Annotated in this window: 16 protein-coding genes; 12 read left to right on the forward strand and 4 right to left on the reverse strand. The window is 73.8% G+C overall.

The genetic code is table 11. The annotated features are described in order from the left end of the window. Positions 1 to 288 precede the first annotated feature (288 nt). The 6 genes from B056_RS0106980 to B056_RS0107005 are packed head-to-tail and all read left to right on the forward strand — an operon-like array spanning position 289 to position 9,616. A complete protein-coding gene (locus B056_RS0106980) occupies positions 289 to 1,677 on the forward strand; it encodes a diaminobutyrate--2-oxoglutarate transaminase family protein (protein ID WP_018501169.1) in 1,389 nt (462 codons plus the stop codon). Then, positions 1,674 to 3,140 (forward strand): pyridoxal phosphate-dependent decarboxylase family protein, encoded by a 1,467-nt coding sequence (locus tag B056_RS0106985; protein ID WP_018501170.1) that lies wholly within the window; start codon positions 1,674 to 1,676, stop codon positions 3,138 to 3,140. The genes B056_RS0106980 and B056_RS0106985 overlap by 4 nt, the downstream gene beginning before the upstream one ends. Next, positions 3,137 to 4,906, forward strand: coding sequence for an IucA/IucC family protein (locus B056_RS0106990; protein WP_018501171.1), 1,770 nt, complete (start codon positions 3,137 to 3,139; stop codon positions 4,904 to 4,906). The genes B056_RS0106985 and B056_RS0106990 overlap by 4 nt, the downstream gene beginning before the upstream one ends. Continuing rightward, entirely contained in the window at positions 4,906 to 6,309 is a 1,404-nt protein-coding gene (locus B056_RS0106995; RefSeq protein WP_020572354.1) for a lysine N(6)-hydroxylase/L-ornithine N(5)-oxygenase family protein, read from the forward strand. The genes B056_RS0106990 and B056_RS0106995 overlap by 1 nt, the downstream gene beginning before the upstream one ends. Next, on the forward strand, positions 6,306 to 8,264 hold the full coding sequence (locus B056_RS0107000; RefSeq protein ID WP_018501173.1) for an IucA/IucC family protein: 1,959 nt from the start codon (positions 6,306 to 6,308) through the stop codon (positions 8,262 to 8,264). Before B056_RS0106995 ends, B056_RS0107000 begins: the two co-directional genes overlap by 4 nt. After that, positions 8,261 to 9,616, forward strand: coding sequence for a glutamine synthetase family protein (locus B056_RS0107005; RefSeq protein ID WP_018501174.1), 1,356 nt, complete (start codon positions 8,261 to 8,263; stop codon positions 9,614 to 9,616). The genes B056_RS0107000 and B056_RS0107005 overlap by 4 nt, the downstream gene beginning before the upstream one ends. On the opposite strand, the gene B056_RS0107010 is transcribed toward B056_RS0107005, so the two are convergent. After that, a complete protein-coding gene (locus tag B056_RS0107010; RefSeq protein WP_026239423.1) occupies positions 9,576 to 11,996 on the reverse strand; it encodes an MMPL family transporter in 2,421 nt (806 codons plus the stop codon). The two genes, B056_RS0107005 and B056_RS0107010, sit on opposite strands and share 41 nt — an antisense overlap. 117 nt (positions 11,997 to 12,113) lie before the next feature. On the opposite strand from B056_RS0107010, the gene B056_RS0107015 reads away from it, so the two are divergent. Further along, positions 12,114 to 12,878, forward strand: coding sequence for a TetR/AcrR family transcriptional regulator (locus tag B056_RS0107015; RefSeq protein ID WP_018501176.1), 765 nt, complete (start codon positions 12,114 to 12,116; stop codon positions 12,876 to 12,878). 40 nt (positions 12,879 to 12,918) lie between these two features. On the opposite strand, the gene B056_RS0107020 is transcribed toward B056_RS0107015, so the two are convergent. Then, positions 12,919 to 13,989: a glycosyltransferase family protein gene (locus B056_RS0107020; RefSeq protein WP_018501177.1), complete on the reverse strand. Its 1,071-nt coding sequence runs from the start codon at positions 13,987 to 13,989 to the stop codon at positions 12,919 to 12,921. 492 nt (positions 13,990 to 14,481) lie between these two features. Between B056_RS0107020 and B056_RS0107025 the strand changes: the two genes are divergently transcribed. The 5 genes from B056_RS0107025 to B056_RS0107050 all read left to right on the forward strand — a co-directional run bounded on the left by B056_RS0107025 (position 14,482) and on the right by B056_RS0107050 (position 24,148). Continuing rightward, a complete protein-coding gene (locus B056_RS0107025) occupies positions 14,482 to 15,597 on the forward strand; it encodes a class I tRNA ligase family protein (RefSeq protein ID WP_020572356.1) in 1,116 nt (371 codons plus the stop codon). Between the two features lie 1,335 nt (positions 15,598 to 16,932). Then, complete coding sequence (locus tag B056_RS39340) at positions 16,933 to 17,505, forward strand: hypothetical protein (protein WP_018501181.1); 573 nt, start codon at positions 16,933 to 16,935, stop codon at positions 17,503 to 17,505. A gap of 577 nt (positions 17,506 to 18,082) precedes the next feature. Next, positions 18,083 to 19,738, forward strand: a complete 1,656-nt coding sequence (locus tag B056_RS0107040) for a GGDEF domain-containing protein (RefSeq protein WP_035750522.1) — start codon at positions 18,083 to 18,085, stop codon at positions 19,736 to 19,738. A gap of 334 nt (positions 19,739 to 20,072) precedes the next feature. Next, positions 20,073 to 22,718, forward strand: coding sequence for an MMPL family transporter (locus tag B056_RS0107045; protein WP_018501183.1), 2,646 nt, complete (start codon positions 20,073 to 20,075; stop codon positions 22,716 to 22,718). Positions 22,719 to 22,885: 167 nt separating this feature from the next. Next, complete coding sequence (locus tag B056_RS0107050) at positions 22,886 to 24,148, forward strand: class I SAM-dependent methyltransferase (protein WP_018501184.1); 1,263 nt, start codon at positions 22,886 to 22,888, stop codon at positions 24,146 to 24,148. A gap of 34 nt (positions 24,149 to 24,182) precedes the next feature. Here B056_RS0107050 and B056_RS0107055 read toward each other — a convergent pair whose 3' ends face one another. Together B056_RS0107055 and B056_RS0107060 are read right to left on the reverse strand one after the other, a co-directional pair. Continuing rightward, positions 24,183 to 24,635, reverse strand: a complete 453-nt coding sequence (locus tag B056_RS0107055) for a MaoC family dehydratase (RefSeq protein WP_018501185.1) — start codon at positions 24,633 to 24,635, stop codon at positions 24,183 to 24,185. A 58-nt stretch (positions 24,636 to 24,693) separates the two neighbouring features. Continuing rightward, complete coding sequence (locus tag B056_RS0107060; RefSeq protein ID WP_230202868.1) at positions 24,694 to 25,437, reverse strand: FkbM family methyltransferase; 744 nt, start codon at positions 25,435 to 25,437, stop codon at positions 24,694 to 24,696. Positions 25,438 to 25,655: the final 218 nt, after the last annotated feature.

The raw sequence follows: 25,655 nt of genomic DNA on the forward strand, positions 1-25,655 counted from the left end.
CCTGACATGTGACGATGACGGTGTTGACGCGCGACGCGCAAGCCCGGCGGCGTTACGCGCAGCGGCCACCGGCCGCCCTGGGTGACGCCCAACGCCTGGAAGACACCACAAACGACCCGTTTCGGCCCCTGGGCGATCGTAACCTTACGAAGGGCAACGTTCCCGTGCGGGCGACCGCGACCGTGCGGGTCGCCACGAGAGGAAGACCTCTGCTCGTTCACAGGCCGGAGATCGAGAATGAATTAAGTTAGCCTTCCTTGACCCGGACCGTTCGAAGGGGAATCGCCCGTGACGACGATCTCGCCCGCCGATGTCGGTGTCGGCCCCGACGGCGCGAATCCGGCTGCGGCGCCGGCGATCCTGGCCCGGCAGGAGGCCCGCGAATCCGCCGCCCGAACCTACGCCCGCTCCCTGCCGATCGTGCCGGTCGAAGCGGCGGGCTGCTGGATCGTCGGCGCCGACGGACGTCGCTACCTGGATTTCCTGGCCGGTGCCGGCACCCTGGCCGTCGGCCACAACCACCCGGCCGTCGTCGAGGAGATCGAGCGGGTCCTGCGCTCGGGCGCCCCGCTGCACGCCCTCGACATCGCCACCCCGGAGAAGGACGCGTTCACCGAGGAGCTGGTGCGCGACCTGCCGCCCGGGCTGCGGGAGGACCCGAAGCTGCTGTTCTGCGGTCCGACCGGCGCGGACGCCGTCGAGGCGGCGCTGAAGCTGGCGCAGACGGTCACCGGACGCCACAACGTGCTCGCCTTCACCGGCGCTTACCACGGGATGACCTCCGGAGCCCTCGCCGTGACGGGCAAGGTCGCCGTGAAGGAGCCGCTGCCGGTCACCGGGGCGGTCGTCCGGTTGCCGTTCCCCTACCCCTACCGGTGCCCGTTCGGGGTCGGCGGCGCGGCGAGCGCCGAGATCTCGGCCAGCTACGTCGAGCGGCTGCTCGACGACTCGTGCGGCGGGATCACCAGCCCGGCGGCGATGATCCTCGAACCGGTGCAGGGCGAGGGCGGGGTCATCCCGGCGCCGGACGCCTGGCTGCGCGCGATGCGCGAGCTCACCACCCGCCGCGGCATCCCGCTCATCCTGGACGAGGTGCAGACCGGGGTCGGGCGCACCGGCACGTTCTGGGCCTGTGAGCGCGCCGGGGTGGTGCCCGACATGCTCGTCATGTCCAAGGCGATCGGCGGCGGGCTGCCGCTGGCGATCGTCGCCTACCGCGCCGAGCTGGACACCTGGGCTCCGGGCGCGCATGCCGGCACGTTCCGCGGCAACCAGCTCGCCATGGCCGCCGGGCGCGCCACGCTCGAGCTCGTGCGGACGCAGGCCCTGGCCGAGCGGTCGGCCGTGACCGGCGAGCGGCTGCTGACCGGCCTGCGGGAGATCGCCCGCGGCCGGGTGTTCATCGGCGACGTCCGCGGGCGCGGCCTGATGCTCGGGCTGGAGGTCGTCTCGGCCGAGGCCGCGCCGGACCAGATCGGCGCCCGCCCGGCGGACCCCCGCCTCGCCTCGGCGATCCGATCCGAGTGCCTCGCCCGTGGTCTGATCATCGAGCTCGGCGGGCGGGAGGACTCGGTCCTGCGGCTGCTGCCACCGCTGACCGTCACCGACGACGAGGCCGACCTCGCCCTGGAGATCCTCGCGGAGTCCGTCACCGCGGCGACCGAGCAGGCGGAATGACCAGGCCGGGGCACCGCCCGGCCGACGAGTTGCGGGACCTGCTCGGCGTCGCGTTGGGCGCGCTCGACGCGGGCCGCCGTGACCGGGTCGGCCCGCTGCCGGCCGGTGGGCCGGGGGCCGTGCGGCGGGCGGCGCTGGCCGCGCTCGGCGGCGGGCGGCTGCTCACCGCGGCGGGCAGCGGCGAGGCCGCGGCGCTCGACGCCCTCACCCGCATGCTCTCGGCGGGGTCGGCCGACCCCGCCGACCCGTTCTGCGCGGCGCACCTGCACTGCCCGCCGCTGCCCGTCGCCGTCGCCGCCGATCTCGCGGTCAGCGTGCTCAACCCGTCGCTGGACTCCTGGGACCAGGCCCCGGCCGCGACGACGGTCGAGACGGAGGTCGTCGCCGCGCTGGCCGAGCTGGCCGGCCTGGACCCGGCGCGCGCGGTGGGCACGGTGACCACCGGCGGCACCGAGTCCAACCTGATGGGCCTGCTGATCGGCGCCCACGGCCACGACGCCGACGGCGGTGGTGGCGGTGGCCGCGGGGCGCGGGGCGCCGTCCTCTGTTCGGCGGCCGGCCATCATTCGGTGCGCCGCGGCGCCGGGCTGCTGGGGCTCGGCGAGGTGATCACCGTCCCGGTCGACGAGGCGCACCGGATGGACGTCGGCGCCCTGCGGGCGGCGCTGGCCCGCCACGGTGGGCCCGCCGTGGTCGTCGCGACGGCGGGCACGACCGACGCGGGTGCCGTCGACCCGCTGGGCGAGATCGCCGCGGCGGTGCGGGCGCACCCGGCGCCCGGGTGGCTGCACGTGGACGCGGCGCACGGCGGCGGCGCACTGTTCTCGCACCGGCTCGCCGGGCTGCTCACCGGGCTGGCCGAGGCCGACTCGATCGCCCTCGACCTGCACAAGCTGGGCTGGCAACCGGCCCCCGCGGGTGTCTTCCTCACCCCGTCCGGCCGGGGGTGGGAGCGGTTGGAGACCGAGGCCGCCTACCTCAACCCGGCCGACGAGACCGCCGCCGGCTACCCCAGCCTGCTGGGCCGGTCGCTGCGCACCACCCGCCGACCGGACGCGTTCAAGATCGCCGTAACCCTGCGCGCGCTGGGCCGGGACCGGCTCGGCGCCCTGGTGGACGCCTGCCACCGCCTCGCCCGGCACGCCGCGGCCGTCATCGAGGCGGACCAACGGTTCGCGCTCTCGGCACCGGTGACCCTCAGCACCGTGCTCTTCCGCTACGTCCACCACCGGGACCGCGCCCCCCTCGCGGGGCGGGCACTCGACCGGCTGAACGCGGCGATCCGGCTGCGGCTGCTCGCCGCGGGCGCGGCGGTCGTCGGGCGGACCACGGCCGGCCCGGACGGCGCCGTCCACCTCAAGCTGACGCTGCTGAACCCGGCCGCGACGCCGGCCGACGTCTCCGCGCTGCTCGCCCTCGTCGCCGCGACCGGCGACCAGCTGGCCGCCGAGCCGGCGGCGTGACCCACCCGAGCGGTCCCGCCGCCGCGGTGGCGGCGCGCGCCGTGGCGCAGACGCCCGGGGTGAACGTGGCGGACGCCGCCGACGACGTCGTGACCGAGGTGCTGCTGCGCTGCTGGACCCGGGAGTTCGGGCCGCCGCCGCACCCTGGTGACGCGCGGCTGCGGCTGGAGCTGCCGACCACCGGGCTCACCGTGGACGTCGCGGTGACCTACCGCTCCGCCACCGGCTGGCACCGCTTCGACCGACCGCGGCTGGGCGGTGTCCCCCTCGACGCCGGCCTGCTCGCCGCGCTCCTGATCCGCGAGGCCGCGGCCGGGGCGCCGGCCGCGGCCGGGCGGACGGCACTCGCCCGCGTCCTCGACTCGGCCGGGTGGATCGCGCGGATCATCGCGTTCCCCCGTCTCGCGCCCGCCGAGCCCTTCCTCGCCGCGGAACGCGCCCTGGTCACCGGGCACCCGTTCCACCCCGCCGCCAAGAACCGGGGGGAGGCGCCCGAGGCCGAGTGCGCCCGGTACTCACCCGAGCTGGACGGCTCCTTCCCACTGCACTGGTTCGCCGCGCACCCCGACATCGCCCGCCACGGCGGCCCGGACCCGTCCGCGCTGCTCGCGTCGCTGCGCGGCGCCGGGCCCGGACTGCCGGCGCTGCCGGCGGGGTACCTGGCCCTGCCGGCCCATCCGTGGCAGGCGCGGGCCGTGCCCGCCCGCCCGGACGTCGCCAGCCTGCTCGCCGACGGCCGGCTGGTCGACCTCGGCCCGGCCGGCCCGCCGTGGTTCCCGACGGCGTCGCTGCGCACCGTCTGGCGGCCGGACGCGCCGGTCATGCTGAAGCTCTCGCTGGGCATGCGGATCACCAACTCGCGGCGCACGCTGCACCGCGACGAGCTGGAGCTGGGCGCCGAGATGGCCAGGTACGCCCGGCTGGCCCTGGACGGGTGGCTGCGGGACCGCCACCCGGCCTTCCGGCTCGTCGGCGAGCCGTCCTGGGTCGGGGCGCGGGCCGACGGGCTGGAGTGCGCCGTACGGACGAACCCGTTCGGCGCCGGTGACCGGGTCGCGTGCGCCGCGGCGCTGGTGGCCGACCGGCCGGATCTGGAGCCGGGGGCTCCCGGGCGCTCGCGGCGCTCGATGCTCGCCGGGCTGATCAGCCAGCTGGCCGGGCCGGCCTCCACCGGGCGGGCGTCGACCGGGCGGGCGTCGACCGGGGCGGTGGCCCGCGAGTGGTTCGCCCGCTACCTGCGGGTGCTCGTCATCCCGGTGCTCGACCTCTACCTGCGCCGCGGCGTCGGGCTGGAGGCCCACCTGCAGAACACCCTCGTCTCGCTGGACGAGCGGGGCTGGCCGGTCGCGGGGTGGTACCGCGACAGCCAGGGCTACTACCTGGCCGCCTCGCGCGCCGAGGCCGCGCGGCGCGAGGTCCCCGGCCTCGGCGAAGGCCTGCCCGCGGTGTTCGACGACGACCTGGTCGAGCAGCGGGTCGTCTACTACGCCGTCGTGAACAACGCCCTCGCCGTCGTCGGGGCGCTGGGCGCGGCGGGCATCGCCGACGAGCCGGACCTGCTGCGCTGCCTGCGGGAGGCGCTGCTCGCGCTGCGCTCGGAGCTGCCCGGTCACGGCTTGCTGGACCGGCTGCTGGACGCGCCCACCCTGCCCTGCAAGGCCAACCTGCGGATGTGCGTGGACGGCCGGGACGAGCTGGTGGGGCCGGTGGCGAGCCAGTCCGTCTACGTGGAGATACCCAATCCGCTCGTGGAGGTCCGCACGTGATGTCATCCTCCCCCGGCGCCGGGCCTGAGGAGTCCGCCGGCGCGCCCTACGACCTGCTCGGGGTGGGGCTGGGCCCGTTCAACCTGTCGCTGGCGGCGCTCGCCGACGGCGTGCCGGGCCTGCGGACGGCCTTCTTCGAGCGCCAGGACGCGTTCCGCTGGCATCCCGGGCTGCTGCTCGAGGGCACGTCGCTGCAGGTGCCGTTCCTGGCCGACCTGGTCACGCTGATCGACCCGACCAGCCGCTGGTCGTTCCTGTCCTACCTTCGCGAGCACGACAGGCTGTTCCGGTTCTACCTCTACGAGCGCTTCCACCTGCCGCGCCGCGAGTACGACGACTACTGCCGCTGGGTGGCGCACGCCCTGGGGTCGGCCCACTTCGGCGCCCGGGTCGACGCGGTGCGCTGGCATCCCGACGCCGCCCTGTTCCGGGTGACGGTCCACCACGCCGGCGCCCCGGCCCCGGTGACCGTGACGGCACGCAACCTGGTGCTCGGCGTGGGCACCGAGCCGACCGTCCCGGCGGCCTTCGCCGCCGTGACCGGCCCACGGGTGTTCCACTCGGCCGACTACCTGGGACGGCGCGACCAGCTCGACGGCGCCCGGCACGTCACCGTGGTCGGCTCCGGGCAGTCCGGCGCCGAGGTGTTCCTCGACCTTCTCCGCTCCCGGCCCGGGACGGGGCGCTCGCTGGCCTGGATCACCCGGACCAGGGCCTTCGCCCCCATGGAGTACTCGAAACTGGGCCTGGAGCAGTTCACTCCCGACCACGTCCGCTACTTTCACGGGCTCGACCAGGAGACGAAGGACGCCGTCGTCCCCGGCCAGTGGCAGCTGTACAAGGGCGTCGACGCGCAGACCCTCGCCGAGATCTACGACCTGCTCTACGAGCGCAGCATCGGCGGCGCCGACCCGGACGCCCTGCTGCTGCCGAACGTGTCGGTCGAGGGGGTGGCCCAGGACGGGGCGGAGCCCGGCTACCACCTGCGCTGCCGGCACCGGGACCAGCGGCGGGAGTTCACCGTCGACACCGACGCGGTCGTGCTCGCCACCGGTTACGCGGCGCGGCGGCCGGCGTTGCTCGACCCGGTGGCCGGGCTGCTCGACCTCGACGCCGGCGGCCGGTTCAAGGTCGACGAGCGGTACCGGGTCGCCACCGAGCCGGGGGTCAGCGGGCGGATCTACGTGCAGAACGCCGAGCTGCACACCCACGGCGTGGGCGCGCCCGACCTCGGGCTGGGGGCCTGGCGGGCGGCGGTCATCCTCGACGATCTCACCGCGGGGCGGGCGCACCGCCTGCCCCGCCCGGCCGCGTTCACCACGTTCGGCGCCCCGGCCGGGCCCCGGACGCCCGGCGGGCCCGCCCCGGTCCGCCCCGTCGAGGTCGGCGGGGCCGGCCGGTGACCGGCGAACCCTCGACGGACGCCGCGCGGCGGCCCGCCACGGGCGCCGCGGACGCCGCGCGGCGGTGGCGGGCGGCCGGGCTGGCGCTGCTCACTCGGCTGATCGCGGAGCTCGCCTACGAGGAGCTGCTCGTCCCGCGGGCCGAGCCGGCGGCCCCGCCGCGCACCCCGCCGCCGGTCGGGCGGGGCGCGCCGGCGCCGTACCGGATCGAGTGCGGCCCGGTCACGTACACGTTCACCGCCCGGCGCGGCACGTTCGGCACCTGGTGGCCCGACCCGGCGACACTGCGCCGCGACGGCGAGCCGGCCTGGGACCCGACCCGGTTCCTGCTCGACACCCGGCAGGGCCTGGGCTGGTCCGGGGACGTCCTGACCGACGTCGTGCGGGAGGTGACGGCCACCCAGCGCGCCGACGCCGAGCTCCTGCGGACGGCCCTGCCCGCCCGCGCGCTCGCCGACCTCTCCCACCTGGAGCTGGAGGGACACCAGACCGGCCATCCCTGCATGATCGCGAACAAGGGACGGCTCGGGTTCGACGCGGCCGACGCGGCGCGGTACGCCCCGGAGGCCCGCCGCCCGTTCCGGCTGCGCTGGGTGGCGGCCCACGCCGAGCTGGCCCGTCTCGTCACCGGCCCCGGCCTGGACGCCGTCGGGCTGCGCGCGGCCGAGCTCTCCGCCGCGACCCGGGCCGAGTTCGGTGCGGTCCTGCGCGCCGCGGTCGAGCGCGCCGTCGGGACCGGCCCCGTCGGGGCGGACACCGCTCGGCCGGACACCGCTCGGCCGGACACCTCCGGGGCCGACACCGCCAGGGCGGACACCGTCGCGCTGGCCGAGCGGTACGTGTGGCTGCCGATGCACCCGTGGCAGTGGGAGAACGTGGTCGCGCCGCTGTTCGCCGGCGCGCTGGCCACCGGGCGGCTGGTCGACCTCGGCGAGGCGCCCGACCGGTACCTGCCGTTGCAGTCCGTGCGCACGGTGGCGAACGTCGACACCCCGGGGCGGGGCGACGTCAAGCTCGCGCTGATGATCCGCAACACGCTGGTGTGGCGCGGGATGTCCGCCGCGGACGCCACCGCCGGCCCGGCCGTCTCGGCGTGGCTGGTGTCGCTCGCCCACAACGATCCGGTGCTGCGGGCCACCGGCGTCATCGCGCTGCCCGAGACCGCCGGGGCCACCGTCGCGCATCCCGCCTTCGACGCCGTGCCGGACGCCCCCTACCGGCTGCACGAGCTGCTCGGGGTGCTCTGGCGGGAGCCGGTCGCCTCCTTCCTCGCCCCCGGCGAGCGGGCCCGGACCATGGCCTGCCTGCTCACCGTCGACACGGACGGCGAGTCGCTGACCGCCGAGCTCGTCCGCCGCTCCGGGCTGGCGCCGGACCGGTGGCTGGCCGCCCTGCTGCGGGCGCTGCTCCCGCCGCTGCTGCACTACCTGTACGTGTACGGGGTGGCGTTCACCCCGCACGGTGAGAACGTGATCTGCGTCTTCGACGCCGGTGAGGTCCCGCGGCGGATCGCGGTGAAGGACTTCGGCGCGGACATCGACCTCGTCGAGGGCGAGTTCCCCGAACGGGCGGCGACGGACGGCGGCGCCGGCGCGCTGTGCCGCCACTGGCCGGGCCCGCTGCTCGCCCACTCGGTGCTCTCCGCGGTGTTCGCCGGCCACTTCCGCTTCTTCTCTGTGATCGCCGCCGACCATCTCGGCGTGCCCGAGGAGGAGTTCTGGTCGTTGGTGCGCGACGCGGTGGAGGACTACCAGCGGGCCCATCCGGAGTACGCCGAGCGGTTCGCCGCGGTCGACCTGCTGACCCCGTCGTTCGAGCGGGTCTGCCTCAACCGGGAGCAGTTCGCCGGGGCGGGTTTCCACGACCGCTCCGGGCGGGACGCCCAGTTCGACGTCCTGCACGGCACGGTGGCGAACCCGCTGGTGCTCGCCCCGCCGCGGCCGGACCTCGGGTGATCCCCGGGCCGGCGGACCCCCCGGAGCCGGCGGCACTGCCCGGCGACGTGGACGAGGTGATCGTCGCCGTGCCGGACCTGCAGGGCCGGCTGGTGGGGACCGGGCTGTCCCCGGAGTACTTCCGCGCGGAGGTGCTCGGCGGTGACGGCCTGGGGGCGTGCGCGTACCTGCACGCCGTCGACGTGGAGATGGAGACCGGCCCCGGCTACGCCTACGACCCGTGGGACGGCGGCTTCGGGGATCTGCGGCTCGTCCCGGACCTGTCGACGCTGGGGCGCGCGCCGTGGCACCCGGAGTCCGCGATCGTGATCGCGGACACGGTCTGGCCCGACGGGACGCCGGTGGACGTGGCGCCGCGGACCGTCCTGCGCCGGCAGCTGGACCGACTGGCGGCGCTGGGGCTGCGCGCGCTCGCCGGCACCGAGCTGGAGTTCCTGGTGTTCGACGAGTCGTACCGCAAGGCCGCCCGGCGCGATTACACCCGGCTCACCCCGGCCAGCTCCTACAACGTCGACTACGCGCTCGCCGGCACCGAGCGGATGGACGATCTCGTCCGGTCGATCCGCCGGGCGATGGCCGCGGCCGGGGTGCCGGTCGAGTCGGCGCGGGCCGAGGTCCACCCGGGCCAGTACGAGATCGTCTTCCGGTACGACGAGGCGCTGCGCACCTGCGACCGGCACGCGCTCTACAAGACCACCGCGAAGAAGATCGCGGGCGCGGCCGGGCGGGCCCTGACCTTCATGGCCAAGTACGACCAGGGCGAGGGCAACTCCTGCCACGTCCACCTCTCCCTGCGCGCCGCCGACGGCGGTTTCGTCCTCGCCGGCCCGGAGGACGGGATGTCGGAGCTGATGCGGTGGTTCGTGGCCGGCCAGCTCGCCTGCATGGCCGATCTCACCCTGCTCTACGCACCCACCGTGAACTCGTACAAGCGCCTGGCACCCGGCGGCTTCGCGCCGACCGGGATCGCCTGGGGCCTGGACAACCGCACCTGCGCGCTGCGGGTCGTCGGGCGCGGCCGGTCGCTGCGCGTCGAGCACCGGGTGCCCGGCGGCGACGCCAACCCCTACCTGGCGATCGCGGGCATGATCGCCGCCGGGCTGCACGGCATCGAGAACCGGCTGGCACTGGAGCCGCCGCGCGCCGGGAACGCCTTCGCCGCGCCGGACGTGCCGCGGCTGCCCACCTCGCTGCGCGAAGCGGCCCGGGCGTGGCGGGAGAGCGCCACGGCCCGGGCCGCGTTCGGCGAGCGGGTGGTCGACCACCTGGCGCACGCCGCCGACGTCGAGCTGGCCGGCTACGAGCGGACGGTCACCGACTGGGAGCGCCGGCGGGGCTTCGAGCGCTTCTGACGCCCTCGCCGGTGGGCCCGTCACCGGGGTCACCGGCGGGGTCACCGGTGGGCGGCGCGGCGCCCTCGCTGAGGCCGATCCGGGCGTGCAGCACCCGTAGCGGCTTCGGCGCCCACCAGTTGGCCTGCCCGGCCACCCGCATGAACGCCGGCACCAGCACCCCGCGGATCAGGGAGGCGTCCAGCAGGATCGCCAGCGCCGTACCCAGGCCGAACATCTGCATGAACCGCACCGAGGACGTCCCGAAGGCCAGGAAGGTGACCGCGAGCAGCGCCGCGGCGGTCGTCACCAGGCGACCGGTGCGGGCGAGGCCGGCGGCGACCGCCTCGGTGTTCGAGGCGCCCGCGTCGTGCTCCTCCTTGATCCGGGAGAGCAGGAAGACCTCGTAGTCCATGCTCAGGCCGAACGCGATGCAGAACAGCAGCACCGGCATGGACGTGTCGAGCGGGCCCGGGGTGAAGCCGAGCGCCCCGGCGAGATGGCCGTCCTGGAAGATCCATACGGCCACGCCGAACACGGCGGTCAGCGTCAGCCCGTTCATCACGATCGCCTTCAGCGGCAGCAGCACGCTGCCGGTGAACAGGAACAGCAGGACGAACGTGGCCAGCGCGATCAGGCCGATGGCCAGCGGGAGCCGGTCGCCGATGGTCGCCTTGCCGTCGACGAGCACCGCCGGCGGACCGCCGACCAGCGCCTCGGTGCCCGCCGGGGTGGCCGTGCGCCGGATCACGCCGACCAGCGCCTGGGCCTCGTCGGAGTGCGGCTCCACCGAGGGCACGACGCGCAGGTAGGCGGCGTTGTCGGCGGCGTAGCGCTCGGTGGTCGGCCCCGGCGGCACGACGACCCGGCCGTCGAGCACGATGCCCGCGGAGCTGTCGACCCGGGCGACGCCGGCCAGCCCGGACAGCTCCTCGGCGTAGTCGGCGATGCCCGCCGTGCCGAGCCGCCCGGCCGGGCCGGTGAGGACGACGACGATCGCCCCGGCGTCGTTGGAGGAGAAATCGTCGCGCAGGACGTCCCCGACGGCCCGGCTGGAGGCACTGTCGCGCAGGACCCGGTCGTCCGGGGTGCCGAACTCGACGTGCAGGAACGGCGCGCCGAGCGCGAGGAGCAGGGCGATGACGGGCAGCCCGGCCAGCAGCGGGCGGTGCATCACCGCGGTCGCCACCCGGCGCCAGAACGGCGACTCGACGACCTCCCGCGGCATGTCCCGCGGCGCATCCTGCCCGGTGACCGCCGCCGGCCGTGCCGGGGTCTCGGCGACTGGCCCGGTCTCGACGGCTGGTGGGGTCCCGGCCCGGCGGCGGCGCAGCCGGCCGATCAGGCCGCCGACGCGCAGCGCGTTCACCCGCGGGCCGAGCAGCATGAGCACGGCGGGCAGCGCCGTGACGGCGGTGACCACGGCGACCGCGGTCACCGCGATGCCCGCGTACGCCATGGACTTCAGGAAGTACGGCGGGAAGACCAGCATCACCGCGAGCGCCACGATCACCGTCGCGCCGCTGAACAGAATTGTGCGCCCCGCCGTGCGCACCGTGTTCGCCGTCGCCGTGGCCCGGTCGTGTCCGGCGGCGAGCTCCTCCCGGAAACGGCTGACCATGAGCAGGGCGTAGTCGATACCGAGGCCGAGGCCGAGTGCCGTGGTCAGGTTCACGGCGAAGATCGACACGTCGGTCAGGCCACCGACGACCGACAGGAACGCGAAGCCGCCCAGGATGCCGACCAGCCCGATCCCCAGCGGCAGCAGCGCGGCGAGCAGACCGCCGAAGGCGATCACCAGCAGCACCATCGTGATCGGGATCGCGATGGACTCGGCCACGGCCAGGTCCGCGCCCACCTGGCCGTTGATGTCCTCCCCGACGGTCGCCGCGCCACCGGGGCGGACGGTGACCGGGGAGTCGGCCTCGGGCCCACCGGGCTGGCCGGCCTGGTAGAGGTCCTCGTACTTCGCGACGAGGTCGGACTCGTGGTCGTCGTCCACGCTGGCCAGGACCAGCGCGGCCCGGCCATCGTCGGAGACCAGCGGCGAGGCGCCCGTCCAGTAGGACGACACGTTGGTCACCCCGGGCTCGGCGGCCAGCTCGGTGGCGAGGCGCCGGCCGGCGCCGGCCACCGCGGGGGTGTCGACGGCCGGCGGGTCGGTGCCCGGGGCCCCGGAGCGGGCCGTGACGAGCAGGACGAGGTTCGGCTCCCCGCCGAACGTGTCGTCGACGAGGTCGGCGGCCCGGCTGGAGTCGGAGGCGGGGTCGTCGAACCCCGCGGACTCCAGCTTGCCGAACGCGCCCATCCCCAGTACCCCGGCGCCGAGGAGCGCGGCAAGGGTTACCAGGAGCACGAGTCGTGGCCGATTGGTGACGAGCTTGGCTACTGCCGTGAACACGGGACCCTCCCGAGAGAACCGATCGCTTGAGAGAACAGTGTTCGCTCACACCCGTCGCCGTCAAGACCCCTGTTCTCGAAAGTTGACACCAGTCACCACTGACCGCAGCATTGCGATGTGACGAGCACAGCCCCCCGCCGCGAACGAGTCCGCCAGGCGACGATCGAGGAGATCAAAGCCGCCGCCCACGCACAGCTCGCCGAGCACGGCGCCGCGGCGCTCTCGCTGCGGGCCGTCGCCCGCGCGATGGGGATGACACCCTCGGCGCTCTACCGGTACTTCGACAGCCGCGCCGCGCTGATCTCGGTGCTCGCCCAGGACGCCTATGCCTCGCTCGCCGACGCGCTCGAAGCGGCCTTCGCCACGGCCCCCGCTGACGACCACGCGGTCCGCTGGCTCCTCGTCGCCCGGGCCCACCGTCAGTGGGCGAAGGACAGCCCCACCGAGTACACGCTGATCTTCGGCCCGCAGCCGACCGACCTCACCGACCACAGCGAAGCACTCATCAACGAGCTCGAGCGGTCCGTCGCGGTGATGTTCCGGTGCATGGCGGAGGCGATCGCGGCCGGTGACATCGACCCGTCACCTCTGGAGGCGGAGCTGTCGCCCGGCCTGCGCGAGCGACTGCTGGCCTGGGACTGTGCCGACCTCCCCCCGGCCGGGGGGGCGGCGTGCATGTCGGTGTGGACCCAGCTGCACGGGCTGATCGCGCTGGAGCTGTTCGGGCACATGCCGGAGCCGCTGGCCGGCAGCCAGGGGCTCTTCGACCAGCAGATGCTCGGCGCGCTGGACCGGGCCGGCCACCGGGCCCCCATCGATCACCACGCCGTGATCGCCCGCGCGGACGGCGCCGCCGGGCCGGCCACCCCGGTGCCGGCCTGACCGCCGGGAGGCGGTCAGGCCGGCACTCGGGCCGGTGTTCTCAGGCGGAGGTACGCATCCGCCTGCTCAGCGTGTCCAGGGCGGCACGCCGAGCGCTCTTGATCTCGGGCAGCCGAGCCTGGTAGGCCGACGACGTCGCGAGCGGCTGGTAGAAACCCAGCCGCGGGACGAAGTCGATGTCGTCGTAACCCGGCGGCCGGTGCAGCGCGTACGTCCGGCCCGGGAATAGAAGTTCGTAGTTGTCGGCAATCTGCCAGATGGCGACGTGCGGATCGACCCGGCGGCGTTGGAAGTACGCCTCCAGAACGTCGATTGTGAAACTGATCTCATGGAACTGCTTCACCAGGTTGTGATAGTGCTGACCAACCTGATACTTGATCGGCAGTTCGACCTGGAGACAGTCGGAGTAGTCGAGAAGGTCGAGCGCCAGAACCTTCAGCGAGGTCTCCACCCCGTAGCCGCGGGAGAACGCCAGCGCCGCAAAGACGTCGGCGTCGATGACGAACTCCCCGATCAACGGCTGGATTGCCCGCGTGATGGACGGCACATAGCGCGCGAGTTGTTTCGAGAGCAGCGAGCGCAGCATCTCGGTCGTACGTCCACCGGGCTGACCGTCCCCGGTGACCCTCCGCGAGCTTCCGTTTACGAAAAGCGGGGCGTTACCGGCCGTCGCGGCGGCGGCCAGAACACCTACGGTGGCGGGGTCGTAGCTTTCGAGATCCGCGTCATGGAATATGAGGCGATTTCCGAACGCAAGGTAGGCGAGGCTGCGCATCGCACCCGCCTTGCCGCCGGTCGTGGCCGCCTCCCGCCCCGCGTGGAGCTCCAGGACGGACTGGCCGCGCACGACCCAGCTCGCGCCCGCCTCGGTCGCGATCCGGACGAGATCGTGCTCGTCCCCGTCCGAGGAGGGATCGACTATGACCCCGATCTCGTCGAGGACGCTGCGTTCCTGCATCCAGCGTTGCCGGTTGAGCGCGACGATGGTTCCCAGCGTCCGCGCCGCCTCAGGCCCGCGAGCGGGTATCAGCAGACTGAGCGTGACGCCTTTGTTGAGCTTGTCCACCTCGATCGAGTCGAGGTCGAGGGTGGTGGGTTCGAGCGTTCGCACGGACGCCCCTCTCTCGAGGCCTTTCTTGGTTACGACCAACCCCCCAGGCCGGTCACGCCCGCGCAGACGTGAGCGGCGGAACACAAGGTGGTTCGCATACAGGCCGAACCACCTGGGCGAAGCTTTCCGGGCAGACGTCCCCGGGTCAACAGGGCGTCCTTCCGGGCCCTGGGTCGTTACGACTTTCCTCGGCCGCCGACCGCGGGATCGACCGGCCCCCAGGCCAACCGAACGGCGAGTCCCAAAGTATGGATGTTGCGCGACGAATCGTCACTCCCCCGGACGAGTCCTCTTGGTCATCTTCGTCACGCACCCACGGGTTGGCCCGTGTTCCCGCCATCCGTCTCCCCGCCGCCGCGGGGCGCGCGGAACATCGGCCGGGTCCGCCCGGGGCGGATACCGACAGGTCTACCCGGGAGCGGTCCGGACGACGCCTGTGTCCGCCCGGCACCGCGGTGGCATGCTGAGGCGGTGGATGTCGCACTGAACCCGATGCGCCCCGTGCTGCGGCTGGGCGGAACGCCGCTGCCGGTGGTGGGCCGAGCCCGGGTCTACGCGTGCGGCATCACCCCGTACGCCGTGACCCACCTCGGCCACGCGGCCACCTACCTGTGGACGGACCTGGCGATCCGGGTGTGGCGCAGCGCCGGGATCCCGGTCGAGCTGGCCCGCAACATCACCGACGTCGACGACGCGATGTTCGACGAGGCGCGCCGGACCGGCCTGCCCTTCGACCAGATCGCCTCGCTGCAGCGGTTCGCCTTCGACCGCACGATGGCCTCGCTCGACATCCGCCCGCCCGACCACGAGCCGACCGCCCGCGCGGCCGTGACCCGGGTGATCGAGTTGGCGACGGCACTGCTGCGCGCCGGCCACGCCTACGAGCGCGCCGGCGGCGTCTACGCCCGGACGGCCGAGGCCGCCGAACGCGCCGGCCTCGACCGGCCGGCAGCGATCGCGCTCGCCGCCGAGTACAACGACGACCCGCACGACCCCGAGCGGGACGACCCGCTCGACGTCGCGGTCTGGCGCGCCGCCCGGCCGGACGGCGGCTACCCGAGCTGGCCCAGCCCGTGGGGGCCCGGCCGGCCCGGCTGGCACGCCGAGTGCGCGGCGATGGTCCTGGCGACCTTCGGCTCCAGCGTGGACCTGCACGCCGGCGGCGCCGACCTGCGCTTCCCGCACCACGCCGTGGAGGCGCTGCTCGCCGAGCGCGCCACCGGCGTGCGACCGTTCGCGCGGGCCTGGCTGCGGCCGGGAACGGTCCGTTCGGGCGGGACCAAGATGTCCAAGTCGCTGGGCAACCTGGCCTTCGTCGACGACCTGCTGACCAGGCACGGCGCGGCCGCGGTGCGGCTACTCTGCCTGGCGCGCCCGCGGGACGACGACTGGGACTTCGACGAGGCGGCGTTCGACGAGGCCGAGGCGGGCCTGGACCTCCTCTACTCCGCGGCCGGTCGTCCCGGCCGCGGCCGGGACGCCTCCGCCGCGGCCGAGGTCGACGCCGCGCTGCTCGACGACCTCGACACCGTGCGGGCCCGGTCCGTCGCCCTGGACTCCGGCGGTGCCGCGGCCCGTCGGTTCATCGCCGTCCTCGGGCTCGCCTGAGGCGAGCCACGGGCGGCCCGCCGCCGCCCCCGACCAGTCGGGTGTGGGCGCGGCCAGCCGCTTGCGCTGCCGGTCGACCATCCGGCGGGCCTGCGTCGACGTCACCCTCCCGGCGCCGAGCCGCGAGGGCGCGGTGCCTGGCGGGCCCGTCGGCCGCGGCTCGATTCCGGCCGGGGTCCAGCCCTTGGCCACGAGGTAGAGCTCGACCAGGGCTCCGCGGGGTATCCGCGCGCCCAGCTCCCGCAGAATTCGCTCGATCTTCTCCACCTGACGGCGCCCCCCACCGGGAAGACTCGGCCGCCCGACGTTCACCCAGCCGTTGACGGTCGAGGGCTCCACCGGTTCGCCGGATTTCCGCAGCGCGCTGACGAGTTCGTTCTGCCGGACGTCCGCCTCCTGCATGACCCGGCGCAGCTCCTGAGCAAAATACTGGCGTTCGTAACCCACTTCTCCCCCGCGTGGTCGTTGAACGTCACCCATCCTCGCACGTCGACTCGCCCAACGCGCACACACGGAAGCGCAGTGTCATTAGCGCGACGCCGCATTGATTTTGAATAGTTAAACAATCGACACCAGCTACCTCAGGTTTTCCTTCGACCTACGGCATCTTTTCGTTCGACTCGAACCTCCTCGACGAAGGACGTAACCAGCACGCTGGATCCCGCCGAGCCTCCCGAGAACCCTGGAACGGTGTCCGGACCGGCCACGCGGGCGGATGACCGCCACCGCCTCCGGCCGGCACCACGGCAATTCTGCCAACCAGAACCAGGGAGACGAAAATGCCGTCCTTCTACCTCCGGAGGGATGTGCCACGGGAGATCCGCTGGCCATCCAGCCGCAACCCGGCACAACTCATTCTGGTCATCGCCACGCTGCTCGGCGCCGGGCTCCTTTCCGTCACGCCGGCCCAGGCGACGGCGTCCTTCAACAGCCCGGTCGCCGGAACAGCCAGATCCGCCTCGGGGAACGGCTACTGGATCGCCAGCCGGACCGGAGCCGTGGCGAACTACGGCGACGCCGGTTTCCACGGCGACCTCAGCGGCGTGGCACTCAACCGGCCGGTCGTCGGCATCGCGGCGACGCCCGACGGGAAGGGCTACTGGCTCGTCGNNNCCGACGGCGGAGTCTTCGCCTTCGGCAACGCCGGCTTCCACGGCAGCATGGGCGGCCAGCCGCTGAACCAGGCCGTCGTCGGCATCGCCGCCACCCCGAACGGCGCCGGCTACTGGCTCGTCGCCGCCGACGGCGGAGTCTTCGCCTTCGGCAACGCCGGCTTCCACGGCAGCANCCGACGGCGGAGTCTTCGCCTTCGGCAACGCCGGCTTCCACGGCAGCATGAGCGGCCAGCCGCTGAACCAACCCGTCGTCGGCATCGCCGCCACCCCGAACGGCGCCGGCTACTGGCTCGTCGCCGCCGACGGCGGAATCTTCGCCTTCGGCAACGCCGGCTTCCACGGCCGGCCCTCGGTGACCATTCCGCCGGCAAACCGGGTACAGGCGGCAAACCAGGTTCTGGGCCGGAGCACCATAACGCTGGCGACCGTCCACGTGTCGGGCGTCCGGGACACCGCAACGGCCCGGCAGAACGTGCTCGACACATCCCGGGGACGCCCCGCCACTCGATCCGCCTATGGCGGAGCTCCGGGCGGCACGGTCGACCTGAGCGGCACCGTCCTGCGCGCGCTCGTCGACATCGGCGGCCGGTGGAGCGTCCGGGTGAGCGAATTCGCCGGCGGCGCCCACACCGGCGGCAGTTCCTACCATTACCGAGGCCTGGCCTTCGACATCGACTCCGCGTCCGGCGGATTCTCCTCCGTACGCGACAGGTGTCTCCAGCTCGGGGCGTCCTACGCGGCCGTCGAGAACGGGAACCACACCCACTGCCAGTGGGCTCTGGGAACATCGTAAAAACTGGTACCAAAGACAGCGACACCGTAGGCGGTCCGCCGGGAACAGCGGCGTAATCGGCCGGAGAAGAAACGGCAGTGCGCCCGGGGAGACGTTCCTTACTCCACCCGCCCTGCCGTGTCCGACCGCCGGTGCCCACCGTCGCCCGCTCGCCGGGCCGCCCCGCCCACCCCGGACCCGCCGGGCCGCCGGGCGGCCCGGCCGGAAACAAAAATCAGACAAACGCTCACACCACCTGTCAAACAAGCGTGTACGAAGAGCTACCATCCGATACGGTTACGAGACGGGCCACGGGTCCGGAGCCGACGATCCGAACCCTCCTGCCGGGTAACACGACACGCGGAGCGACAGCCCGGACCGACGCCGCGGGCCGACAACGCGGGCCGCGGCGGCACCGCGGTCGACGGGGCGCCCCACCCCCGCGGGCGGGCCGGGGGTCGCGCCCGGACCTCACCCCGCGGGCTCGGCGCCCCTGGAACCGGCGCCCCCGCACAGATCCGGCCCTCGTATCGGAGACGCTCAACATGGCCCGGTCCCTTCCGTCCGGCGTGCGGTGGCCGGCGACACCAAATTCTCGGTGACGGCGGCCCGATTCACGGCGCGGCTGTCCAACCGCGGGTGGGCCTGGTACCTGGCCGGCGGTCTGACCGTGGCGGTCGCCGTCGGCCCGCTACCGACCACCGGCCGGACGTCCGCGCTGCGCCTGACGTTGTACCTGCTGGTCAGCGGCTCGGCGGTGGTGGCGGTCGCCGTCAGCCGGCGGGCCCACGCACCCGCGGGCGGTCTGCCGTGGCGGCTGTTCGCCGCCGCGCAGGCGACGTCGGTGCTCGGGGACGCGATGCTCACCGGCTCCCGCGGGCCCGGCGCGGACGGCTTCCCCGGCCTCTGGGACGCCTGCCACCTGGCGCGTTACCCGCTGCTGATGGCCGGCCTGATGATCCTGGCCCGGCGGCGCGGGCGGCCCGGGGGGATCGCCGGCCTCCTCGACAGCCTGATGATGGTCGTCGCCGGGGCGCTGGTCTCCTGGGTCTACCTGGTCGCCCCGCGGCTGGCGCTTGATCAGCCCCCGCTGGTGAGCCTGGCCTCGGTGGCCTACCCGGTGGGCGATCTCGCCCTGTTCGCGGCCAGCCTGCGCCTGTTCTTCGACGGCGGCCGGCGCCCGCCGGCCTTCTATCTGCTCGCCGCCCACCTCGCCATCCTCCTGGCCGCCGACGCCCGCTACGTGCCACGCCAGCTCGAAGGCGACTACCGGGTGGGCGGTGAGCTGGACGTCCTCTGGCTGGCCGCCGCGCTGTTCCTCGGCGCGGCCGCGCTGCACCCGAGCCGGAGCCGCCTAGACGCGGGGGGCGCCCGGCCCGGCCCGGTGCTCTCCGTCCCCCGCCTGCTCGCGCTGACCGCCGCGGCGCTGGTGGCCCCGGTCGTGCTCGCGGTGCAGTGCGTACGCGGGGAGACCAGCGGGCTGGTCGTCGTGGCGGTGGCCAGCGCGGCGATGTTCATCCTGATCATTCTTCGGATGGCGGGTCTGGTCGCCGACCAGCACCGGGCCGCGATCACCGACGTCCTGACCGGACTGCACACCCGCCGGCATCTGGAGGGCGAGTTGTCCGTGGCGGTGGACCGCGCGCTGCGCGACGGCACCCGACTCGGCCTGTTCCTGGTCGACGTCGACCACTTCAAGGCGATCAACGACGGGTACGGCCACCTCGTCGGGGACGCCGTGCTCGTCGAGGTGGCCCACCGCCTGCAGGCCGCGACCCGGCCCGGTGACGTCCTGGGCCGCTACGGCGGCGAGGAGTTCGCCGTGCTGGTCACGAACCTGCGCGAGACCGACCTCGCCGTGGTCGGGGAGCGGCTGCGCCGTCAGGTCGGCGGCACGCCGATCCGGATCGGCGCCCGCCCCGCCGCAGGCCATCCCGCGCCGGCGGACGGCGACCGGCCGGCCGGCGCGTTGTCGGCCGGCGGGGGGAAGGCCGGTGACGGGACCGTCCCTGGCGGAGCCGCCGACGAGCCTGGGACGCGGGCGAGCCAGGTGATCGCGGTGACCGTCTCGGTCGGGGCGGCCGCCGTGCCCACCCATGCCGCCGACCCGTTCAACCTGTTCGGCGCCGCCGACGCCGCGCTGTACGCGGCGAAAAGCGCCGGGCGCGACCGGGTGGCCGTCAGCGGCCGCGCTCTCCCCCCGGCAGGCGGCGACGACCAACTGGCGGTGAGTGGAACCGCCGAGGCACTGTGATCCGACTCCGGGCCCCGGTTCCCTGATTCGAACCCCGGCCGGCCGGGGCGGCGGAGCCACTGGGCCGGAGGCGGACGGGCGGCACTGGCGGGCGTCGTCTTCATGACACCGCGGGCGCACGACGTGCCCGCATGCTTCCCGCGTCCCAGCGGGCGAGCCGATGTGGGCGATTCGCCCGATTACGCCGCATTCGGCGACATAGTGTTCGCCCAGGGTTTCTGCCCGCCGTGCCGCATGCAGTCCCCGTCAATCTTCTCACTGGTGCACGCGACTATCGCGCACCACCCCCTCATCCACCAGCGAGACGACGGCCCAGCGGAGTCGAGGAGGACGGATGTCCCGGTTGCTGTACCGGATCGGCGCGGCCGCGGCCACCCGGCCGTGGCGGGTTGTCGGGATCTGGCTCGCCGTGCTGGTCGCGGCCCTGGGCCTGGCCGCGGGCTCGGGGGGCGAGCCGCGCGACGACTACGACGCCCCGGGCACCGCCTCGCAGGTCGGCACCGATCTGCTGCGCCAGAGCTTCCCGACCCTGGCCGGCGCCGATGCCCGCGTCGTGCTGCACGGCGCGAACCGGGCCCAGCTCGACCCGGCCCTGCTGGCCAGTGTCGGCGAGCGGCTCGGCAAGGTGCCGTCCGCCATCGTGGCCAGCCCGCCGGAGCTGTCCCGTGACGGTGACACCGCGCTGTTCACCGTGCACTACTCGAAGCCGGTCACCCAGCTCGGCGGGCACGACGCCCTGGACGCCGTCTACGCCGCGGCCGCCCCGGCGAGCGACGCCGGGCTGCAGGTCGAGATCGGCGGTCAGATCTCGGAGAACCTCCAGTCGGTCGACGGCCGGGCCGAGGCGATCGGCGTGGGCGTCGCACTGTTCATCCTGCTGATCGCGTTCGGCTCGGTGATCGCCGCCGGGGTGCCGATCGCGGTGGCGATGATCGGACTGGGAGTCGGGGCCTCCGGCATCACCCTGATCGCGGCGACGACGACCGTCAGCACGATCGCCCCGACCCTCGCGTCGATGGTGGGGATCGGCGTCGGCATCGACTACGCGCTGCTCCTTGTCACCCGGCATGTCGAGGGGCTGCGGTCCGGCCTGTCGGTGGCCGAGGCGGCGGGGCGGGCGAACGCGACGGCCGGCATGTCGGTCGTCTTCGCCGGCCTCACGGTGATCGTCTCACTGACCGGCCTGCGACTGGTCGGTCTCAACACCTACGTGACGACGGCGTTCACCACGGCTTCCGTTGTCATAGCGGTCGTCGCCGTCGCGGTCACCCTTGTTCCGGCGTTGTGCGGACTCGCGGACCTGCGGGTGCTGCGCCGCCGGGCGCACGCCGAGCTGGTCGTCGCCCGCTCCACCGGGCCGGCGGGCACCGGCTCGACCGTCGGCTCCGGCTCGGCCTCCGGCTCCGGCTCGGCCTCCGGCACCGGCTCGGACGGGGCGCCGGCGAAGCCGAAGCCGACCCTGACCGCTCGGTGGGCCGCGCGCATCGGCGCCCGCCCCCGGCCGTGGGCACTCGCCGCGCTGATCTTCCTGTTGGCCCTCGGCGCGCCCGTCCTGACCATGCGCACCTGGCCGCAGGACGCCGGCAGCGCGCCGACCGACGTGACCCAGCGGCGGGCCTACGACCTGATCTCCACCGAGTACGGACCGGGGGAGAACGGCCCGCTGCTGCTGGCCGTCGACCTGCGGCAGCTACCGGTGCCGGAGCTCGCGGACCTGGTCGCGAAGGTCGCCATGGTGCCCGGGGTGACGGCCGTCGAGCCGCCGGTGATCGCCCCGTCCGGCGCGGCCGCGGTGATCAGCGTCATCCCGGCGACCGGCCCGAGCGACAAGGCCGCGTCCGACCTGGTCGCCCGGCTTCGCGCGGACGTGCTGCCGCCCGGCGTGTCGATCACCGGGACGACGGCGATCTTCGCCGACCTCTCCGGGCTGCTCTCGGAGCGGCTGTGGTGGGTGGTCGGCTTCGTCGTCGGGGTGTCGGTGCTGCTGCTGACCGTAGTCTTCCGCTCACCGGTGGTGGCGATCAAGGCCGCGGTGATGAACCTGCTGTCGATCGCGGCCGCCTACGGCGTTGTGACGGCGGTGTTCCAGTGGGGTTGGGGAACGGACCTGCTCGGCCTGCCGCACAGCGTCCCGATGTCGAGCTGGCTACCGGTGTTGATGTTCACTGTCCTGTTCGGCCTGAGCATGGACTACGAGGTCTTCCTGCTCTCCCGGATCCGGGAGGACTGGGTGGCCACCGGCGACCCGCACGGCAGCATCGTGCGTGGGCTCGCCTCGACCGGCCGGGTGATCACCAGCGCCGCCCTCATCATGATCGCCGTCTTCTCGGGCTTCGCCCTGGACCCGGACGTGACCGTGAAGATGGTCGGCGTCGGAATGGCGGTCGCCGTCCTGGTCGACGCGACGGTGATCCGGATGGTGCTGGTCCCGGCCACGATGGCGCTGCTGGGCCGGGCGAACTGGTGGCTGCCCAGGTGGGTCGACGTGCTCCTGCCGCGGGTGGACATCCACGGCGAGCGGTTCGCGACCGCGACCACCGGCCTCGGCGGCGCGTCCGGGTCTGGTTCCGGTTCCGGTTCCGGGTCGCCGGGTGGGCCGACCAGGTCGGGTGGGCCGAACGGGTCAGGCGGGTCGAACGGGTCAGGCGGGCCGGGGGGCTCGGGTGGGCCGGGGGGTCGGTCCGGGAGGTCCGCGAAGTCGGACAAGCTCGACGCCGGCGCCCGGTCCACGGCCCTCGGCACGGCGGTTACGCCGAGTAAGTCCGAATCGTCCAGAAAAGCGGGGCCGACCCGGGAGCGCACGGCCGCCGGGGAGACCTCCGTCGACGGCGGGGACGACGGCGACGGACCCACCGATCCCGGGACGACCGACCACCTCCAGGGCGCTTCAGACAGCGCGATGGCCGGTTCAGGCATCCCCGCACAGGTCTCGTCCGAACCGGTGGACCCGGGGGTGAAGGGCCGCGAACTTCAGCGGTGAAATTACATTTCCGCAGGTCAGACCAGTTGACAACGCCCCGCCGCGAGCCCTCCGACCACACGGCCGTCGGCCATCTGGGTGACGGAATGTGTAGTTCTGTCCTGGTTAGCTGAGACGCCAAGGACAGAACGCCGCCCCAGGCGGCATGGCGGAAGAGGGCACGCGGCGTGGACGGGCTCACCATGGACGGGCTCACCGTGGACGGGGTCGCGATGTCGGCGATCACGATGGGTGGCTTCACCATCGAGGAAATCACTGTGGAGCGGATCCTGCCGCGCGGGCACCGGGGCCGGGACAACTCTCCGATCGAGATCCTGATCAGGGACGGCGAGGTCGAGATCTACCCGCCCTCCCCCGAGAACGCCTACTTCGCCCCGCGGGCGGCGGGCGGCTGGCCGGCGGTACCCGCGGCACGCGAGTCGGCGGAGTACGAGACGGCGTACCCCGAGACGGCCGACCACGAGCTGACCCAGCTCGAACTGACCCAGCTCGAGCTGGCGGAGTTCGAGCTGGCGGCGCCCGAACCGGCGGAGCCCGAGGTGGCCGAGCCCGAACCGGTGGCCGGGGCAGCCGCCCCGGCCGACCAGACCGACCAGACCGGACCGGCCGATCCGGCCCACCCGGCCACGGTGTTCGACCGTGCGGCGTACGACTACGACGCCGACGTCCACGGTGTGCCGTTCTTCCGCCCGCTGGGCAAGACCCTGGTGGCCGCGGCCGGCATCTCCCCCGGTGACAACGTGATCGACCTCGCCTGCGGGCGCGGTGCCGTGCTGTTCCCGGCCGCCGAGGCGACCGGTCCGACCGGCTCCGTGCGGGCGTTCGATTTGGCGCCGACCATGGTCGACCTGACCGCGGCCGACGTCGCGGACTGCCGGCTGCCGTGGGTCGACGTGACGATCGCCGACGCGATGGACCCGCCCGTCGAACCGGGCTCGGTCGATGTCGCGCTCTGCGGGATGGGCCTGTTCCTGCTGTCCGACCCGGGGGCGGCGCTCGCCCGGTGGCGCGGCGTCCTGCGGCCCGGCGGGCGGCTGGCCGTGACCGTGTTCGGGCCGGCGGACCCGCTGTGGGACCGCCCCGACTACCCGCTGCGGCTGGCGACCTCGGTCGGCCCGGCCGAGCGCCGTCCAGGGCACGCGATCCTGGCGGAGGGCGCGCTCGCCGACGCGCTCACCGCGACCGGCTTCGAACTCACCCGGGACGAACTGGTCGCCACCGACCTCGTGTTCCGCGACGTGCCCCACTGGTGGCGCTGGGCCTGGGGGACGGCGCTGCGGCCCATGCTGGAGAAGATCTCCGACGCCGAGGGCCCGGCGATGATCGAGGAGCTGACCCGGTGGCACGCTCCGTCCACCGACGCGGGCGGCCTGCACTGGCGCCCGACGGTTCGGGTCGTCACCGCGGTCGTGGCCGACCCGTTCGGCTGAGCCCGGGCCGGCCGAAGATCAGAACAGCCGGAGATCAGACCAGGTAGCGGGCGACGAACTCGGCGACGCACGCCGGCTTGGCGGCGCCCTCCAGCTCGATGGTGAGCTGGTTGACCGCCTGGGCGCCGCCGGAGATCTCCTCGACCGAGAGGTTGCGGAGCTTCCCGCGCAGCCGGGAGCCGACCGGAACCGGCTGCGGGAAGCGGACCTTGTTCAGGCCGTAGTTCAGCGCCATGGTGATGCCGGTGACCTGCGCGATCTCCGCGACCAGCACCGGCAGCAGCGACAGGGTCAGGTAGCCGTGCGCGATCGTCGTCTTGAACGGCCCGTCCTTGGCCTTCTCGACGTCGGTGTGGATCCACTGCCAGTCGCCTGTCGCGGCGGCGAAGGTGTTGATCCGTTCCTGGGTGATCGTGTGCCAGGAGCTGGTTCCCAGCTCCTGGCCCTCGACCCGCTTCAGCTCGTCGATGCCGTCGATCGTCGCCACCCGGCGAGTATCCCGGAGCGGGCGCCGACGCGCTCGGCTTCGCGCGGTGCGGGCCCGATCAGGCGTGCGCGACGAAGTTGAAGCGGTTGCCGTTGTCGAAGGTCTTGCGGAACGTGCCCAGCGTGTAGGGGCCGGTGCCGTCCATGTCGAAGATGCGCAGCCCCAGGTCACCGTCCACCAGGCGGTACATGTCCTCCGCGGTGGTCCCGTACTTCCGCGCGGCGGCACCGAACTCGAAGATCACATAGGGGCGGTTCGCGGAGAGCAGCTTCTCGCCGCCCTTGAGCACGCCGTACTCCGCGCCCTCGACGTCGATCTTGATCAGGTCGAGCCGGTGGTCGGGAGGCAGCGTCTCGTCGAGCACCTCGACGACGACCTCGATCTCCTCGACGTCCTCGGCGCCGTCCGGCGTCCGCTGGAGCAGGCCGCTGTACGCGGGCCGGCTGCGGATGTAGGCGAACGGGCTGACCCCGGCCTTCTCGGCGAGCGCGGCCTGCTTGAGCGTGACGGTCGGGAACTCCAGGCACAGGTACTCGAACAGGTGCGGCAGCGGCTCGTAGCCGATGTGCTCGCCGCGCGGGGCGTGCAGCACGATCGACTTGAGCACGTCACCGCGGTGGGCGCCCACGTCGATGCAGTTCGAGTCCTCCTGCAGGACGAAGGACAGCAGCAGCGCGAGGTGTCGGTCGTCGACCGCGTTGCGCCGGGCGCTGGGCAGAACGGTACGGCGGACCAGCTTCAGCGCCGGCCCCAGGCCCAGCTCGACCGCGGTCTGGCGCAGCTGGCCGAGTTGCTTGTTCATCTGCTCCTGCATCGCGGAAAGTCCCCTTCGCGAGCCTTCGGGCCGGGTGCCGGCCCACCGCCAGTCTCGCTGGCTGTGGGCCCCGCCCGTCCGGCTGGTTGTCCAGGAGTGCGCCTTCCGTGGTGCAAACCCACGCCAGCCGCACTTTGGTGCCGTCGCGCCGATTGTGCCAAGGACTCGCGGCGGACCCGTCGCCGGCCCCTCTGGAGACACAACCA

This window comes from Parafrankia discariae, from assembly GCF_000373365.1.
GTDB classification, from domain to species: Bacteria; Actinomycetota; Actinomycetes; order Frankiales; family Frankiaceae; genus Parafrankia; species Parafrankia discariae.

Coding starts and splice junctions, on each gene's coding strand:
- B056_RS0106985 (WP_018501170.1), top strand. CDS start 1,674: ATGACCAGGCCGGGGCACCGCCCGGCCGACGAGTTGCGGGACCTGCTC.
- B056_RS0106995 (WP_020572354.1), top strand. CDS start 4,906: ATGTCATCCTCCCCCGGCGCCGGGCCTGAGGAGTCCGCCGGCGCGCCC.
- B056_RS0107025 (WP_020572356.1), top strand. CDS start 14,482: ATGCGCCCCGTGCTGCGGCTGGGCGGAACGCCGCTGCCGGTGGTGGGC.
- B056_RS39340 (WP_018501181.1), top strand. CDS start 16,933: ATGAGCGGCCAGCCGCTGAACCAACCCGTCGTCGGCATCGCCGCCACC.
- B056_RS0107045 (WP_018501183.1), top strand. CDS start 20,073: ATGTCCCGGTTGCTGTACCGGATCGGCGCGGCCGCGGCCACCCGGCCG.
- B056_RS0107060 (WP_230202868.1), bottom strand. CDS start 25,437: ATGAACAAGCAACTCGGCCAGCTGCGCCAGACCGCGGTCGAGCTGGGC.